This window comes from Buttiauxella cochleicola, from assembly GCF_021282435.1.
Lineage (GTDB): Bacteria > Pseudomonadota > Gammaproteobacteria > Enterobacterales > Enterobacteriaceae > Buttiauxella > Buttiauxella massiliensis.
Genome location: NZ_JAJSOT010000004.1, coordinates 273,582 through 289,107, shown reverse-complemented (window position 1 = coordinate 289,107; position 15,526 = coordinate 273,582). Strand labels below are relative to the sequence as shown.

The window sequence follows — 15,526 nt, the reverse complement described above, 5'->3', positions numbered from 1 at the left end:
TGAGAGGCTTTTCAATTACTTAAATCCTTTCGCCGTCTTAATCAGATCGTACGCTTTCTGGATTTCCTGCGCTTTCTGCTTGGCCATCTCCATCATCTCTGGTGGTAAACCTTTAGCAACCAGCTTATCAGGGTGATGCTCGCTCATTAATTTGCGATATGCACGCTTAATGGCAGTCGCATCATCAGTGCTTTTAACACCGAGTACATTGCATGCATCTTCGAGTGTCGGACCACGCTGTTGCTGGAAACCACCGCCTTGCGACTGGTTGTATCCACCACCAAATTGCTGCCCGCCTTCCATCATACGTAAGAACTGATCGAACTGAATGCGTGAAATGCCAAGCTCTTCTGCAATAACGTACAACACTTCCCGTTCGTTAGGGTGCAAAGAGCCATCAGCAAACGCCGCCTGGATTTGAATTTCAAGAAACATCCGAATCAGGTCAAAGCGGCCAAAGCATACGCTGCGTAACTGACGCATTTTTTCACGTAGCGGGTAGCCATTTTCTTTGCCAACACGAAACGCATGTTGTGCTGCACTACGCGCATCACCATGTAATTGCATGCGATCCATTAATAGCGAGGCTATTTGGATGTCTGCTTCTGTGACGCGCCCTTTTGACTTAGTCAGGTGGCCCATCACTTCAAATGTGGTGCTAAAAAACAGTGACTGACGCTGTTGTTGGTTAGAAAACCAGGACTGACGACGGCTACGCACCTTATCGATGGCATGGCCAATCAGCAATCCTAAAACCACACCCCAGAAGCCACCACCCATAATTAGTGCTATTGCGACACCGAGTACTTTTCCCCAATACTGCATATACTCCCCAAATCGTCATGCCGTCGGCTAGAATTTGCTTTATCATACCCGTCATTGATAGCGGTGCCTAACGGCACTCTGCTGAACGGGAAGGATTAACACTAGCGCTGTGGTGATGAGTAAGTTAGTCTCTGACCGTTTGCCGACGCTAAGCCATTGATGATGGAACAACGAATAACACGTATGAAAAAACGTATTCCCACCTTGCTGGCCACCTTGATTGGCGCAGCGCTGTATAGTCAACAAGGTATGGCTGCCGATCTTGCGTCGCAGTGTATGCTTGGTATCCCAAGTTACAATCGCCCTTTAATTCAGGGAGATACCAACAACCTACCCGTTACTATAAATGCCGATCACGCAAAAGGAAATTATCCTGATGATGCGGTGTTTACTGGCAATGTTGATATTCAGCAAGGCAATAGCCGCCTACAGTCTGATGAAGTGTTGCTACACCAAAAACAGGTTGAAGGTCAGCCGGACCCTGTCCGCACGGTCGATGCTGTCGGCAACGTACACTACGATGATAATCAGGTTATTCTTAAAGGGCCAAAAGCCTGGTCAAACCTGAACACCAAAGATACCAACGTCTGGGAAGGTGACTACCAAATGGTAGACCGCCAGGGGCGAGGTACTGCCGATCTGATGAAACAGCGCGGCAATAATCGCTACACCATTCTGGAAAATGGCACATTTACTTCTTGTTTGCCGGGTTCTAATACCTGGAGCGTTGTGGGAAGTGAAGTCATTCAGGACCGTGAAGAAGAAGTCGCGGAAATCTGGAATGCCCGTTTTAAACTGGGCCCGGTTCCGGTCTTCTATAGCCCTTATTTGCAGTTGCCAATTGGTGATAAACGTCGTTCCGGCTTCCTGATCCCAAATGCGAAGTACAGTACCAATAATGGCCTTGAGTTTTCTCTGCCGTATTACTGGAACATCGCACCAAACTTTGATGCCACAATCACTCCACACTATATGGAGCAACGTGGTACTCAATGGCAGAATGAATTCCGTTACTTGACCAAAGCTGGTGCGGGTATTATGGAATTCGACTACCTGCTGTCTGATGAGGAATACAAAGACGATACCGCGAAGAACCCAGAAGGGGATGAGCGTCGCTGGTTGTTCTACTGGAATCACAGCGGTGTGATGGATCAGGTGTGGCGTTTTAATATCGACTACACCAAAGTCAGCGATCCTAGCTACTTCAACGACTTTACTTCGCAATATGGTTCCAGTACTGACGGTTACGCCACGCAGAAATTTAGTATTGGTTATGCCGTCGAAAACTTCGACGCCACCCTTGCGACAAAACAGTTCCAGATATTTGAGTCTCAACAAAATAGTGGTGCAAATTCATATAGCGCTCAGCCGCAGTTGGATATGAATTACTATCGAAACGACGTTGGACCTTTTGATACGCGTATCTATGGTCAGGCAGTTAAGTTTACTAACTTTAATAACAACATGCCGGAAGCTACACGCTTGCATGTTGAGCCAACCATTAGCCTACCGTTATCCAATGGTTGGGCGAGCCTGAATACCGAAGCCAAGCTGATGGCAACACACTATCAGCAGACCAATGTAGAAGAGTACCAGGCTTACGCGTTGAAGCAATACAAGACCAATCCAAAGAATGCGAACTATCAAAAAACACTTGCTAGTGCGAACAGCTTAGAAGAATCGGTTAACCGTACCCTGCCTCAATTCAAAATGGACGGGAAGCTGATTTTCGACCGTGATATGGACTCTGCTGCAGGATGGGCGCAAACCCTTGAGCCACGCGTACAGTATCTGTATGTGCCGTATCGTGACCAAAGTAACATCAACAACTATGATTCTGCGCTGTTGCAATCTGACTACTCAGGCTTATTCCGTGATCGTACTTACGGCGGCCTTGACCGTATAGCTTCAGCCAACCAGGTCACCACGGGGGTTACAACTCGTGTTTATGATGACGCAGCGGTTGAACGTTTTAATGTTTCTGTTGGTCAAATCTACTACTTCACCAAGTCTCGTACTGGTGATGAAACGATTAACAGTGAAAACGGTAACGAAACAGGTTCTGTAGTATGGGCTGGTGATACCTATTGGCGCATGACTGACCGCTGGGGCTTACGCGGTGGCTTACAGTACGATACGCGTCTTGATAACATTGCGACCGGTAACGGCGTTATCGAATATCGTAAAGATAACGATCGCCTAGTACAATTTAACTACCGTTACGCAAGCCCTGAATACATCGGTGCTACTGTTTCTAAAATCGACATCAATAAAGACCAGTACAAAGATGGCATCTCACAAGTTGGGATGACAGCGAGCTGGCCTATCGTTGATCGCTGGTCTGTTGTTGGAGCGTATTACTACGATACCAATGCACAACAAGCGGCTGATTCCATGTTAGCCGTGCAGTACAACTCTTGCTGTTATGCGATTCGTTTAGGTTATGAGCGCAAAATTAACGGTTGGGAAGATAACCAAAGCAAATACGACAACGTAATTGGCTTTAACATCGAGTTACGTGGCCTGAGTTCCAACTACGGCCTGGGCACACAGCAGATGTTGCGTTCAAACATTCTGCCGTATCAGAGCTCGATGTAATTCACTTTGACTTGAATTAGCAGTCCGCTTTGCGGCTAAGAAATGGAAAAAGTATGAAGAATTGGAGAACGCTGCTTCTCGGTGTCGTCCTGGTGGCGAACACCTCTTTCGCGGCCCCACAAGTGGTCGATAAAGTTGCAGCCGTAGTGAATAACGGTGTGGTACTGGAAAGTGACGTTGACGGCATGATGCAGTCAGTGAAGAGCGGCGCCCAACAAGCCGGGCAACAGCTTCCTGACGACAACACTCTGCGTCATCAAATTCTGGAACGTCTGATCATGGACCAAATCATGCTGCAGATGGGTCAGAAAATGGGCGTTAAAGTGACGGATGAACAGCTTGATAAAGCCATTGCTGATATCGCCGCTCAGAACAAAATGAACATGGACCAGATGCGTAGTCGTCTGGCCTATGACGGCGTTAATTACAATTCTTACCGTGCTCAGATCCGCAAAGAGATGACCATTTCGGAAGTGCGTAATAGCGAAGTTCGTCGTCGCGTATCTATACTGCCGCAGGAAGTTGATTCCCTCGCGCAGCAGGTTGGTAGCCAAAACGATAGCAGCACCGAACTTAACCTGAGCCACATCCTGATTCCATTGCCGGAAAACCCTACTTCTACTCAGGTAGACGATGCGGAAAAACAAGCGCGTGACATTGTTTCACAAGCTCAAAACGGCGGTGATTTCGGCAAACTGGCAATCACCTACTCTGCTGACCAGCAAGCACTGAAAGGTGGTCAAATGGGTTGGGGCCGTATCCAGGAACTGCCAACTATTTTCGCTCAGGCATTAGGCACGGCGAAAAAAGGTGATGTAATCGGTCCGATTCGTTCAGGTGTTGGTTTCCATATCCTGAAAGTGAACGATCTGCGTGGCCAGAGCCAGAGCATTTCTGTGACTGAAGTTCATGCACGTCATATCTTACTGAAATCATCGCCAATCATGAGTGACGACCAGGCGCGAGCTAAGTTAAACCAGATTGCAGCTGATATTAAGAGTGGAAAAACGACCTTCGCTGCGGCAGCAAAATCGTTCTCTGAAGATCCAGGTTCAGCAAACCAGGGCGGTGACCTGGGTTGGGCTGCTACCGATATCTACGATCCTGCCTTCCGTGATGCACTGTCGAAAATGCATAAAGGTGAGTTGAGTGCACCGGTTCACTCCTCTTTCGGCTGGCACTTGATTGAACTTATGGATACTCGTAGCGTTGATAAGACTGATGCTGCGCAGAAAGACCGCGCGTATCGCATGCTGTTCAACCGTAAGTTCTCTGAAGAAGCACAGACCTGGATGCAAGAACAACGCGCATCTGCTTATGTGAAAGTCATAGGTAGCAATGGCTAATATCCAACGTGTAGTCATCACTCCCGGCGAACCAGCCGGGATTGGTCCTGATCTGGTCATCGCGCTGGCACAGCGCGACTGGCCTGTCGAAGTGGTTGTCGCAGCGTCTCCCGAATTACTCCTGGAACGTGCAGCTCTTCTCGGTCTTCCTCTTCAGCTCATTCCTTACTCGCCTGACGCTCCTGCAAGCCCGCAAACTGCCGGAACACTCACCATACTGCCCATAGCACTACGAGCCCCCGTCAAACCGGGGTTGCTTGATGTGAAGAACGGTAAGTATGTGGTGGATATGCTGGCTCGGGCATGTGATGGTTGTATCAAGGGTGAATTTGCAGCACTGATCACCGGGCCGGTACATAAAGGCATCATTAACGATGCTGGTATTCCCTTTATCGGGCATACCGAGTTTTTCGAAGAGCGATCGCACAGTGAAAAAGTCGTGATGATGCTGGCGACCGAAGAACTTCGCGTTGCGCTGGTGACGACACATCTGCCGCTTAAAGCCATTAGTGATGCGATAACGCCAGAATTATTACGCCAGATAATCACCATCCTGTATCATGACCTGCAAACCAAGTTTGGTATCGCGCAGCCGCATGTACTGGTTTGTGGCCTCAACCCCCATGCCGGGGAAGGTGGCCACATGGGTACTGAAGAAATTGATATCATCATTCCAGTACTGAATGAAATGCGTGGTCTTGGAATGAAGCTTTCTGGCCCGCTACCGGCAGATACGCTATTTCAGCCTAAGTATCTCGATAACGCCGATGCAGTGTTGGCGATGTACCACGACCAGGGCTTACCTGTACTCAAATATCAGGGCTTTGGTCGGGCGGTAAATATCACACTAGGCTTACCTTTTATCCGCACTTCGGTTGACCATGGCACCGCGCTAGATCTAGCCGGCCAGGGGAAAGCCGAGGTCGGCAGTTTTATTACGGCGCTTAATCTCGCCATCAAGATGATTGCTAATACTCAATGAATACTCGTGTCCACCAGGGCCATTTAGCCCGTAAACGTTTTGGACAAAACTTCCTTAATGACCAGTTCGTTATCGACAGTATTGTCTCTGCTATTAATCCACTGAAAGGCCAGGCGATGGTTGAAATTGGCCCCGGCCTTGGCGCATTAACCGAGCCCGTGGGTGAACGCCTGGATGAAATGACCGTCATCGAACTAGACCGCGATCTTGCAGCTCGCCTGCAAACGCATCCATTCCTGGCACCGAAGCTGACGATTTATCAGCAAGATGCCATGACAATGGATTTTGGAGAGCTGTCGCAAAAAATCGGTCAGCCGTTGCGCGTTTTTGGCAACCTGCCGTATAACATCTCCACGCCATTGATGTTCCATCTCTTTAGCTATACTGATGCCATTGCTGACATGCACTTTATGCTGCAAAAAGAGGTGGTAAACCGTTTAGTTGCTGGCCCTAACTGTAAAGCGTATGGTCGTTTATCAGTCATGGCGCAGTATTATTGCAATGTGATCCCAGTACTTGAAGTGCCACCAACGGCCTTCACACCGGCACCGAAAGTTGACTCTGCCGTCGTGCGCCTGGTGCCACATGCAGTTATACCGAACCCAGTTAAAGAGCTGCGTGTGTTAAGCCGCATCACCACTGAAGCCTTTAACAAGCGTCGCAAAACGATTCGTAACAGCCTTGGCCATCTGTTTAGCCCAGAGGTGATGGCGGAGCTGGGAATCGACGCAACCCTACGCGCTGAGAACATCTCAGTCGCACAGTATTGCCAACTGGCAAACTATTTGGCTGAGCACCCACAGCAGCAGCCAAAGGAGAGTTAACGATGTTGAATTCGCCCCGCGTATGCATTCAGGTACAAAGCGTTTATATCGAAGCGCAGTCCTCTCCGGAGAACGAACGTTTCGTCTTTGCTTACACTGTAACCATCCGCAACCTGGGGCGAACACCGGTTCAATTGCTTGGTCGTTACTGGCTTATCACCAATGGAAACGGCCATGAAACTGAAGTTCAGGGCGAGGGCGTGATTGGCGTCCAGCCGCATATTGAACCGGGCAACGAATATAGCTACACAAGCGGTGCAGTACTTGAAACACCGCTTGGCACCATGCAAGGCCATTACGAAATGGTCGACTCTCAGGGCGATGCTTTCCGTGTCGCTATTCCCGTATTCCGTCTGGCTATCCCAGCCTTTATTCACTGATACGATGTCTACATACCTGATTGGCGATGTTCATGGTTGTTACGATGAACTGGTAGCCCTGCTGCAACAGGTTGAGTTTACGCCTGGCAAAGATATTTTATGGCTTACGGGCGATCTCGTCGCGCGTGGACCCGGCTCGCTTGAAGTTTTGCGTTTTGTGCGCGGGCTTGGTGAAAGTGCTCGTATCGTTCTCGGTAATCACGATCTGCATCTTCTGGCAGTTTATGCAGGCATTAGCCGCAATAAACCCAAAGATCGCGTTTCCCAATTGCTGGAAGCGCCAGATGCCGACGAACTGCTGAACTGGTTACGTCGCCAACCTCTGATACAGGTTGATGAAGAGAAAAAACTGGTGATGGCACATGCCGGGATTACGCCGCAGTGGGATTTGAATACTGCAATGGCCTGCGCGCGTGATGTTGAAGCCGTGCTTTCAAGCGACAGCTATCCGTTATTCCTTGATGCGATGTATGGCGATATGCCTAACAACTGGTCGCCTGAACTTTCAGGGCTCGCTCGTCTGCGCTTTATTACCAATTCGCTGACCCGTATGCGTTATTGCTTCCCGAACGGGCAACTGGATATGTACTGCAAAGACACACCAGAAAGCGCGCCTGCGCCGCTCAAACCGTGGTTTGCTATTTCAGGGCCGGTTACCGATGAATACTCAGTTATCTTCGGACATTGGGCATCACTGGAAGGTAAAGGCACACCAGAAGGGATTTACGGGCTGGATACAGGATGTTGCTGGGGCGGTGAGCTAACTTGCCTACGCTGGGAAGATAAAACATATTTCACCCAGCCCTCGAATCGCCAGCAGGATGTTGGCGGTGGTGAAACGGCTATTGCTTCGTAATAAAAAACCCGGTTATATCCGTCATAATTCAAGTTGCATGAGCGTTGGCTGCTCTCGTTCACCCCAGTCACTTACGTTAGTAAGTGACTGGAGATTCACTCTTTTGCCACCTTCCTGCAACTCGAATTATTTTGGATATACTAGCTAACCGGTTTTTTCATTCTTCAACGCCTTAACGACGCTCCAGAACCTCAAAACAATAACCGTGTGAGTTATTCTCATCGGCATCATGGAATTCACTAAACGTTGACTGCCACTCGTCCGGATCGTAATCCGGGAAGTGCGTGTCGCCTTCCACTTCCGCATCAATGTGCGTCAGATACAGGCGCTGAGCTTTTGGCAGGAATTGTTCGTAAATACGACCGCCGCCAATCACCATAATCTCTTCCGCATCGCCACAGGCTTTAATCGCGTCTTCGATGGATGATACCCACTCAACGCGGTCATCGGTGCCGGGCTTGCTGCTAATAACGATGTTCTTGCGACCTGGCAGCGGACGACCGATGGATTCCCAGGTCAAACGCCCCATCACGACAGGTTTATTCAACGTATTACGTTTAAACCAGGCCAGATCGGCAGGTATTTCCCAGGGCATGGCGTTTTCCATGCCAATTACACGATCTACCGCTAATGCAGCAATCAGACTGATCATTCTATTAACCCAAGGGTGGTGAAAAAATTGCCGCCACTATACGGAAAGCGCATTCTTTCGTCGACTATCCGCAAGCATGTCCGTGAGAATATTTTTGTTCTGCGACTGTAAACCCGTAACGTATTGCTTCCTGTTATAGCAGGAACAACGAGTTAGCGTAAAAGTGTCAGAAGCATTGTAAAAGATGACGTAAAAAATACTTAACCGCTCTCCGTCACCCTCTATAAGTTTATGCAATAGCTGCGGTATAGTTCACGTTTCTTTGACTGCACCGGATTAAACCATGTTAGAAACCACGCTTTTCGTCGCCACCATTGCCACTTTGGGAATGCTATCTCCCGGGCCTGATTTCTTTCTGGTGATTAAGAACGCAGCACGCTATTCACGTACTGCGGCAATGATGACTTCGCTGGGTGTCATCAGCGGCGTGGCAACTCACATGACTTATTGTGTTGCGGGTTTAGCCGTGGTTATTACCACGACACCATGGTTATTCGACCTGTTGAAATATGCCGGGGCCGCTTATCTGATCTGGATTGGTTTACATGCACTATTTGCTCGTGGCAGCAGTAAAATGGATGTCAGCAACGTTGAGCGCCAACAAACAACACTTAAGAAAGCATTCTTACAGGGCTATTTGTGCAACCTGCTGAACCCAAAAGCGACCCTATTCTTCCTTTCTGTTTTCACCCAGGTATTGAGCGTGAATTCAGGGACCATGGAAAAACTTTGGTATGCCGGAGTTATCCTGATGCTGTCCGTGGTCTGGTGGCCTCTGTTGGTTGTATTAATCCAAAGCGAGCCTGTTCGTCGCGGCCTGGCTAAAGCACAGAAAATTGTCGATAAACTGCTGGGTGGCATGTTGATTGCGCTGGGGATTAAAGTGGCTTTGAGCTGACTTTTACTCAAACCAATAGATTTTAAAAAGCTCCCAAATTCGGGAGCTTTTTCGTTATTCCGGTTTCACTGGCGGCTCATCAGCCAGTTTCCCCGAATGAAGCCCTTCTTCCGTCCCCTGCCAGCCGTGGCGCTGAATCACATTCAGATGAGTACGATCTTCGTTAATCACCTCAGTCAGCATGGCACTGGTGCGCTTGAGCACATCGGCTCGCGCTGACCAGTCTGGAGCTGGAACCATCTCTTCAACCATCTGCGTATTAAAACGTCGGAAGTGATCGGCTCGCTCACGAGCTTCGTAGCTGCCAACGCCCAGACCTTCCAGTGCCCGGCGCCCCACTTTTAATGCGCCTTCAAATGTTTCACGCTCTGGTTGTTCAACACCCAACTGCCGCAGGCGAATGAAGTGGTCAAGGTCGCGTGCTCGCGCAATCACTTTCAGATGCGGGAAATGTTCCTGCACCAGCTCTGCAAGCTGCATATTGGCATCAGGATCGTCGATAGCATTGATCAGCACTTCAGCTTTTGCAGCCCCGGCGGACTCCAGTAAATCCACGCGTGTTGCATCACCATAAAAGACTTTGGTGCCGAACTTACGCAACGTTTCAATGTGGTCTGGGTCATGGTCAAGAACCACCATTTTCACCCCACTGGTGAGTAACAAACGGCCAGCAATCTGCCCGAAACGACCGAAGCCTGCGATAATCACTCGCGGCTGTTCTTCATCGATTTCATCCGCTTCTCGGGCCTGTTCTTTACCCGATTTCTCCAGACGGTTGAGTAATACCAGCAGTAGCGGCGTTGCCGCCATTGATAGCGCAACAGCAAGGGTCAGCGATTTCGCCCAACTGTCATCTAACACCTCAGCCATTCTTGCTGTACCAAAAATCACGAAAGCAAATTCACTACCTTGCCCCAGCAAAACAGCAAACCAGCGCCGTTGCTTGCGCGGCACATTCAGCGGTTTTGCCACAATCCAGAGCGTAATGATTTTGATCGCCAGGAATCCGAACAGCAGCGCAATAATCCGCAGTGGATTCTCAAGCAGCGTGCCGAAGTCTATCGACATGCCCACACCGATAAAGAACAGCCCGAGCAGCAAACCTTTGAACGGTTCGATATCACTTTCCAGCGCATGGCGATACTCAGAACTTGCCAGTAACACACCGGCAAGAAACGCTCCCATCGCCATCGAAAGCCCAGCTTCTTCAAGCAATAAGCCAAAACCAAACACCATAAACAATGCCATGGCGCTGAAGACTTCACGCAGGCCGGAACGCGCAACGAACCGCAGCAACGGGCGCGTCACATAGCGGCCAAGCAATACAACGATGGCCAATGCACCAACCACTTTCAGAGCTGAAATGGAAAACGCAGCCAGGGTGGTCGTCGCGCCACTGGTGGCGAGTAACGGAATCATTGCGACTAACGGGATTGCGGCAATATCCTGGAATAACAGCACCGCAAACGCGCTGCGCCCCATTTGCGAAACGGTCAGATTGCGCTCGTTCATCGCCTGCATGGCGATGGCGGTGGAAGACAGCGCCAGCGTAAGGCCGATCAAAACGGCTACCTGCCAACGCAGCCCTAAGAACATGCAGAACAAACCAAGCAGCAAACCGCACGCCACCATTTGCAGCGCACCGCCACCAAACACCGAAGCGCGTAGCGTCCACAGGCGACGAGGGTCAAGCTCGAGACCAATGACAAATAACATCAACACCACGCCGATCTCCGCAAAATGCAGAATAGTTTCGGCATCGGTAACCAGACGTAATCCCCACGGGCCGATAATGCACCCAGCAATCAGGTAGCCAAGCACCGAACCTAATCCAAGCCGCACGGCAATGGGCACAATGATCGCGGCGGAGCCGAGATAAATCAGCGCCTGAATCATGCTGTGACTATCCATGGTTCGCCTCCCGCCAGTCGAGCAACCGTTGTTTATATTGCCCGGCCTGTACTTCGAGCGTGTTCTCATCGCAAACGAAAGTGAAATGAACGGTGAAATGTGGTAGCCAGTTCATACCACAGTAAAGGGCAGTCGCCTGCAATGGTTGTCCAAGCACATCAAAGCCTGGGTGGTCACCCAGATTAAAGTGGTTATCGCCACCACCAGTAGTAACCGCCCACATGACGTTTTTTCCGTGTAGTGCCCTACCGCCACGCCCGTATGCCCAACCGTGGGCAAGGACTTTGTCGATCCACAGTTTCATCAATGGCGGAGTGCTGTACCACTGCATTGGGTGCTGCCAGATAACCAAATCTGCGCGGCTTAATGCTTCCTGCTCGGCGGCAATATCAATATTGAAATCGGGGTATAACTCATAGAGGGAGCGCACTTCTACATCAGGCAAAAGCGAGGCTTGCTCAAGCATTTTTCGGTTTGCGTGAGAGTGTTGCGGGTAAGGATGTGCATAAATAATTAAAATCATCAATTAGCCTGTTGTTTTACCGCATTCTTTTCTCAAAGAGTGTAGTCAGTAATTCAACAGGCTAATAGTCATAATTCCAGCCGGGCTAAGTGGGAAGACCTGGATTAATTATCCAGTTCGCCCATGGATTTAACCTGGTCACGGTTGATCTGCTCGGTCTTGCCGGTTTCGGCATTTTTGTAAGAGACCAGGCCTGTGTCGTCGTCAACCTGCGGTTTGCCATCGGTGACAATGGTTTTGCCATCGCTGGTTTTTACCGCTTGGTTAGACGAACAGCCCGCCACGGTAACCATGGTTGCAGCAGCGAATATAGATGCCATTAGAATTTTGTTTTTCATGTTGTTCTCCCTGTTTGTAGTCATTTCTCATCTTCAGACTAAAAACATTAGCAGGATTTTCCGGCTTCGCTGGAAAATACAGAACACTCTGAAGTGTCGACCACCATAAACATCAGACGAAAAAAAACCCGCACGAAGCGGGTTTCAAAAGTATCGAGAAGCGATTACTTAGTGATTTGCGCGTGCATTTCCTGCACTGAAATCACTTTTTCAGTCGCGTCAGAGTTCAGCGCCATCGCGGTAGCAAAACCACCGTTCAGCGTGGTGTCGTAGTGCACTTTGTATTGCAGTGCGCTACGGCGAATCAGCTTGGAATCCTCAATCGCCTGACGGCCAGCTGTGGTGTTGATGATATAGGTATATTCGCCATTCTTGATACGGTCCTGAATGTGCGGACGACCTTCATGCACCTTGTTCACCAGACGCGGGTTAATGCCAGCTTCACCCAACACAACCGCAGTACCGTGAGTCGCATCCAGTTCGAAGCCCTGCTTCAACAATTTAGCCGCCAGGTCTACCACACGTTTTTTGTCGCCTTCGCGAACAGACAGCAGTGCGCGGCCTGGTTTACGCATGGTGGACTGGCTGCCCAGCATCGCTTTGGAGAAAGCTTCTGCAAAGGTACGGCCTACGCCCATCACTTCACCGGTAGAGCGCATTTCTGGCCCTAACAGTGGGTCAACGCCTGGGAACTTGTTGAACGGCAGAACTACTTCTTTTACCGAGTAATACGGTGGAATGATTTCTTTGGTCATGCCCTGCTGTACAAGGGTTTGCCCAACCATCACTCGCGCCGCCACTTTAGCCAGTGCCATGCCGGTTGCTTTAGAGACAAACGGTACGGTACGCGCAGCACGTGGGTTAACTTCAATCAAGTAGACTTCGTTATCTTTCACCGCAAACTGCACGTTCATCAAACCGCGAACTTGCAGTTCGAAAGCCAGTTTCTGCACCTGCTGGCGCATCACGTCCTGGATTTCCTGGCTCAGCGTGTAAGCTGGCAGAGAACATGCCGAGTCACCGGAGTGAACGCCTGCCTGTTCGATGTGCTCCATGATGCCGCCAATCAGCACGGTTTCACCGTCGCAAATCGCATCGACATCCACTTCTACCGCATCGTCAAGGAAGCGGTCGAGCAGCACTGGTGCATCGTTAGAGACACTTACCGCTGTCTGGAAGTAACGGCGCAGGTCGATTTCGTCATAAACGATTTCCATCGCGCGACCGCCCAGAACGTAGGATGGGCGAACCACCAGCGGGTAACCAATGTGTGCTGCTTTTTCTACCGCCATTTCGATAGTGGTAACGGTGGCGTTGGCAGGCTGTTTCAACTTCAGGCGGTCAACTGCGTGCTGGAAACGCTCACGGTCTTCTGCGCGGTCAATCGCGTCAGGGCTGGTGCCGATAATCGGAACACCTGCTGCTTCCAGTTCACGTGCCAGTTTCAGCGGAGTCTGGCCGCCGTACTGCACGATAACGCCTTTAGGTTTCTCAACGCGGACGATTTCCAGCACGTCTTCGAAGGTTACTGGCTCGAAGTACAGGCGGTCTGAAGTGTCGTAGTCGGTAGAAACGGTTTCCGGGTTACAGTTAACCATGATGGTTTCGTAACCATCTTCACGCAGCGCCAGAGAGGCGTGTACGCAGCAGTAGTCAAACTCGATACCCTGGCCGATACGGTTTGGACCACCGCCCAGCACCATGATTTTGTCACGGTCGTTGTTCGGGTTAGCTTCGCACTCATCTTCATAAGTGGAGTACATGTACGCGGTGTCAGTTGAGAACTCCGCCGCACAGGTATCAACACGCTTATAAACCGGGTGCAGTTTATATTGCTCACGCAGTTTGCGGATTTCAGATTCGCGAACGCCAGCCAGTTTCGCCAGGCGCGCATCCGCAAAGCCTTTGCGTTTGAGCATACGCAGGAAGTCGTAGTCCAGGCCGGTGATACCGATCTCTTCAACTTTCTCTTCCAGGCGAACCAGCTCTTCGATTTGCACCAGGAACCAGCGGTCGATGTTGGTCAGGTTGAACACGCCGTCAACGGACAGGCCTGCACGGAAGGCATCAGCCACGTACCAGATACGCTCAGCGCCTGCGTCTTTCAGCTCGCGGCGAATTTTGGTCAGCGCTTCCGGGTCATCCAGATTCACTTTCGGGTCAAAACCAGTTGCGCCCACTTCCAGGCCGCGCAAGGCTTTTTGCAGTGATTCCTGTTGTGTGCGGCCAATCGCCATCACTTCACCAACAGATTTCATCTGCGTGGTCAGGCGGTCGTTCGCGCCGACGAATTTCTCAAAGTTAAAGCGTGGGATTTTGGTGACAACGTAGTCGATAGACGGCTCGAACGATGCCGGCGTTTTGCCACCGGTGATATCGTTCATCAGTTCATCGAGGGTATAACCCACCGCCAGTTTCGCCGCCACTTTGGCAATCGGGAAGCCGGTCGCTTTGGATGCCAGCGCAGAAGAGCGCGACACGCGCGGGTTCATCTCGATAACAATCAAACGGCCAGTTTTCGGGTTAACCGAGAACTGCACGTTGGAACCGCCAGTTTCTACGCCGATTTCACGCAGTACCGCCATCGAGGCGTTACGCATGATTTGGTATTCTTTGTCGGTCAGCGTTTGCGCTGGCGCAACAGTGATGGAGTCACCGGTGTGGATGCCCATCGGGTCGAGGTTTTCGATAGAGCAGACGATGATGCAGTTGTCGTTTTTATCACGCACAACTTCCATTTCGTACTCTTTCCAACCGATCAGCGATTCGTCAATCAGCAGCTCTTTGGTTGGCGAAAGATCCAGACCACGCTCGCAGATTTCTTCGAACTCTTCACGGTTGTAAGCGATACCGCCGCCGGTGCCACCCATGGTGAATGAAGGGCGGATGATGCACGGATAACCCACGTCAGCCGCAACCGCCAGCGCTTCTTCCATGTTGTGAGCAATACCAGAACGCGCAGTATCAAGGCCGATTTTTTTCATCGCCACGTCGAAACGGCGGCGGTCTTCAGCTTTATCTATCGCATCAGCGGTAGCACCAATCATGGTGACGCCGAATTCTGCCAGCACACCTTCACGTTCCAGTTCCAGTGCACAGTTCAGTGCAGTCTGGCCGCCCATGGTTGGCAGAACCGCATCCGGGCGCTCTTTCTCAATGATTTTGCGAACCACTTCCCAGTGAATCGGCTCGATGTAAGTCGCATCAGCCATTTCCGGGTCGGTCATAATCGTTGCCGGGTTGGAGTTCACCAGAATGACACGGTAACCCTCTTCACGCAGCGCTTTACACGCCTGAGCACCGGAGTAGTCGAACTCACACGCCTGGCCGATAACAATTGGGCCTGCGCCGAGGATCAGGATGCTTTTTATATCTGTACGTTTTGGCATTTTC

Annotated in this window: 13 protein-coding genes; 7 read left to right on the top strand and 6 right to left on the bottom strand. The window is 50.5% G+C overall.

The genetic code is table 11. From position 1 onward, the window contains the following. Positions 1 to 15: 15 nt before the first annotated feature. The gene (djlA, locus tag LVQ77_RS12230) at positions 16 to 825 is read right to left on the bottom strand and encodes a co-chaperone DjlA (protein ID WP_151993131.1); all 810 of its coding nucleotides are present in this window, start codon (positions 823 to 825) and stop codon (positions 16 to 18) included. A gap of 183 nt (positions 826 to 1,008) precedes the next feature. On the opposite strand from djlA, the gene lptD reads away from it, so the two are divergent. The 6 genes from lptD to apaH are packed head-to-tail and all read left to right on the top strand — an operon-like array spanning position 1,009 to position 7,811. Then, on the top strand, positions 1,009 to 3,423 hold the full coding sequence (gene lptD / locus LVQ77_RS12225; RefSeq protein ID WP_232904545.1) for an LPS assembly protein LptD: 2,415 nt from the start codon (positions 1,009 to 1,011) through the stop codon (positions 3,421 to 3,423). A 53-nt stretch (positions 3,424 to 3,476) separates the two neighbouring features. Then, a complete protein-coding gene (gene surA / locus LVQ77_RS12220; protein WP_064513744.1) occupies positions 3,477 to 4,769 on the top strand; it encodes a peptidylprolyl isomerase SurA in 1,293 nt (430 codons plus the stop codon). Next, positions 4,762 to 5,751 carry a 4-hydroxythreonine-4-phosphate dehydrogenase PdxA gene (pdxA, locus tag LVQ77_RS12215; RefSeq protein ID WP_232904544.1) on the top strand — a complete coding sequence of 330 codons (990 nt, stop codon included), beginning with the start codon at positions 4,762 to 4,764 and terminating at the stop codon, positions 5,749 to 5,751. Before surA ends, pdxA begins: the two co-directional genes overlap by 8 nt. Next, positions 5,748 to 6,575 (top strand): 16S rRNA (adenine(1518)-N(6)/adenine(1519)-N(6))-dimethyltransferase RsmA, encoded by an 828-nt coding sequence (rsmA, locus tag LVQ77_RS12210; protein WP_034498450.1) that lies wholly within the window; start codon positions 5,748 to 5,750, stop codon positions 6,573 to 6,575. The genes pdxA and rsmA overlap by 4 nt, the downstream gene beginning before the upstream one ends. Before the next feature lie 2 nt (positions 6,576 to 6,577). Then, positions 6,578 to 6,955: a Co2+/Mg2+ efflux facilitator ApaG/CorD gene (gene apaG, locus LVQ77_RS12205; protein WP_034459334.1), complete on the top strand. Its 378-nt coding sequence runs from the start codon at positions 6,578 to 6,580 to the stop codon at positions 6,953 to 6,955. Between the two features lie 4 nt (positions 6,956 to 6,959). Next, positions 6,960 to 7,811, top strand: coding sequence for a bis(5'-nucleosyl)-tetraphosphatase (symmetrical) ApaH (apaH, locus tag LVQ77_RS12200; RefSeq protein WP_232904543.1), 852 nt, complete (start codon positions 6,960 to 6,962; stop codon positions 7,809 to 7,811). Between the two features lie 172 nt (positions 7,812 to 7,983). Here the strand turns inward: apaH and folA are convergent, their stop codons facing one another. Beyond that, a complete protein-coding gene (gene folA, locus LVQ77_RS12195; protein ID WP_120064831.1) occupies positions 7,984 to 8,463 on the bottom strand; it encodes a type 3 dihydrofolate reductase in 480 nt (159 codons plus the stop codon). A gap of 283 nt (positions 8,464 to 8,746) precedes the next feature. Here folA and LVQ77_RS12190 point away from each other — a divergent pair, with 283 nt between their 5' ends. Continuing rightward, positions 8,747 to 9,361 (top strand): LysE family transporter, encoded by a 615-nt coding sequence (locus LVQ77_RS12190; RefSeq protein WP_232864587.1) that lies wholly within the window; start codon positions 8,747 to 8,749, stop codon positions 9,359 to 9,361. Positions 9,362 to 9,415: 54 nt separating this feature from the next. On the opposite strand, the gene kefC is transcribed toward LVQ77_RS12190, so the two are convergent. The 4 genes from kefC to carB all read right to left on the bottom strand — a co-directional run bounded on the left by kefC (position 9,416) and on the right by carB (position 15,522). After that, positions 9,416 to 11,272: a glutathione-regulated potassium-efflux system protein KefC gene (kefC, locus tag LVQ77_RS12185; protein WP_232904542.1), complete on the bottom strand. Its 1,857-nt coding sequence runs from the start codon at positions 11,270 to 11,272 to the stop codon at positions 9,416 to 9,418. Continuing rightward, positions 11,265 to 11,795: a glutathione-regulated potassium-efflux system oxidoreductase KefF gene (gene kefF / locus LVQ77_RS12180; protein WP_232864589.1), complete on the bottom strand. Its 531-nt coding sequence runs from the start codon at positions 11,793 to 11,795 to the stop codon at positions 11,265 to 11,267. Before kefF ends, kefC begins: the two co-directional genes overlap by 8 nt. Before the next feature lie 104 nt (positions 11,796 to 11,899). Continuing rightward, positions 11,900 to 12,133 (bottom strand): YgdI/YgdR family lipoprotein, encoded by a 234-nt coding sequence (locus LVQ77_RS12175; RefSeq protein WP_232904541.1) that lies wholly within the window; start codon positions 12,131 to 12,133, stop codon positions 11,900 to 11,902. A 164-nt stretch (positions 12,134 to 12,297) separates the two neighbouring features. Continuing rightward, positions 12,298 to 15,522 (bottom strand): carbamoyl-phosphate synthase large subunit, encoded by a 3,225-nt coding sequence (gene carB / locus LVQ77_RS12170; protein ID WP_232864591.1) that lies wholly within the window; start codon positions 15,520 to 15,522, stop codon positions 12,298 to 12,300. Between the last annotated feature and the right edge of the window lie 4 nt (positions 15,523 to 15,526).

Coding starts and splice junctions, on each gene's coding strand:
- rsmA (WP_034498450.1), top strand. CDS start 5,748: ATGAATACTCGTGTCCACCAGGGCCATTTAGCCCGTAAACGTTTTGGA.
- lptD (WP_232904545.1), top strand. CDS start 1,009: ATGAAAAAACGTATTCCCACCTTGCTGGCCACCTTGATTGGCGCAGCG.
- kefF (WP_232864589.1), bottom strand. CDS start 11,795: ATGATTTTAATTATTTATGCACATCCTTACCCGCAACACTCTCACGCA.
- apaG (WP_034459334.1), top strand. CDS start 6,578: ATGTTGAATTCGCCCCGCGTATGCATTCAGGTACAAAGCGTTTATATC.
- apaH (WP_232904543.1), top strand. CDS start 6,960: ATGTCTACATACCTGATTGGCGATGTTCATGGTTGTTACGATGAACTG.
- djlA (WP_151993131.1), bottom strand. CDS start 825: ATGCAGTATTGGGGAAAAGTACTCGGTGTCGCAATAGCACTAATTATG.
- folA (WP_120064831.1), bottom strand. CDS start 8,463: ATGATCAGTCTGATTGCTGCATTAGCGGTAGATCGTGTAATTGGCATG.
- surA (WP_064513744.1), top strand. CDS start 3,477: ATGAAGAATTGGAGAACGCTGCTTCTCGGTGTCGTCCTGGTGGCGAAC.
- LVQ77_RS12190 (WP_232864587.1), top strand. CDS start 8,747: ATGTTAGAAACCACGCTTTTCGTCGCCACCATTGCCACTTTGGGAATG.
- carB (WP_232864591.1), bottom strand. CDS start 15,522: ATGCCAAAACGTACAGATATAAAAAGCATCCTGATCCTCGGCGCAGGC.
- pdxA (WP_232904544.1), top strand. CDS start 4,762: ATGGCTAATATCCAACGTGTAGTCATCACTCCCGGCGAACCAGCCGGG.
- kefC (WP_232904542.1), bottom strand. CDS start 11,272: ATGGATAGTCACAGCATGATTCAGGCGCTGATTTATCTCGGCTCCGCC.
- LVQ77_RS12175 (WP_232904541.1), bottom strand. CDS start 12,133: ATGAAAAACAAAATTCTAATGGCATCTATATTCGCTGCTGCAACCATG.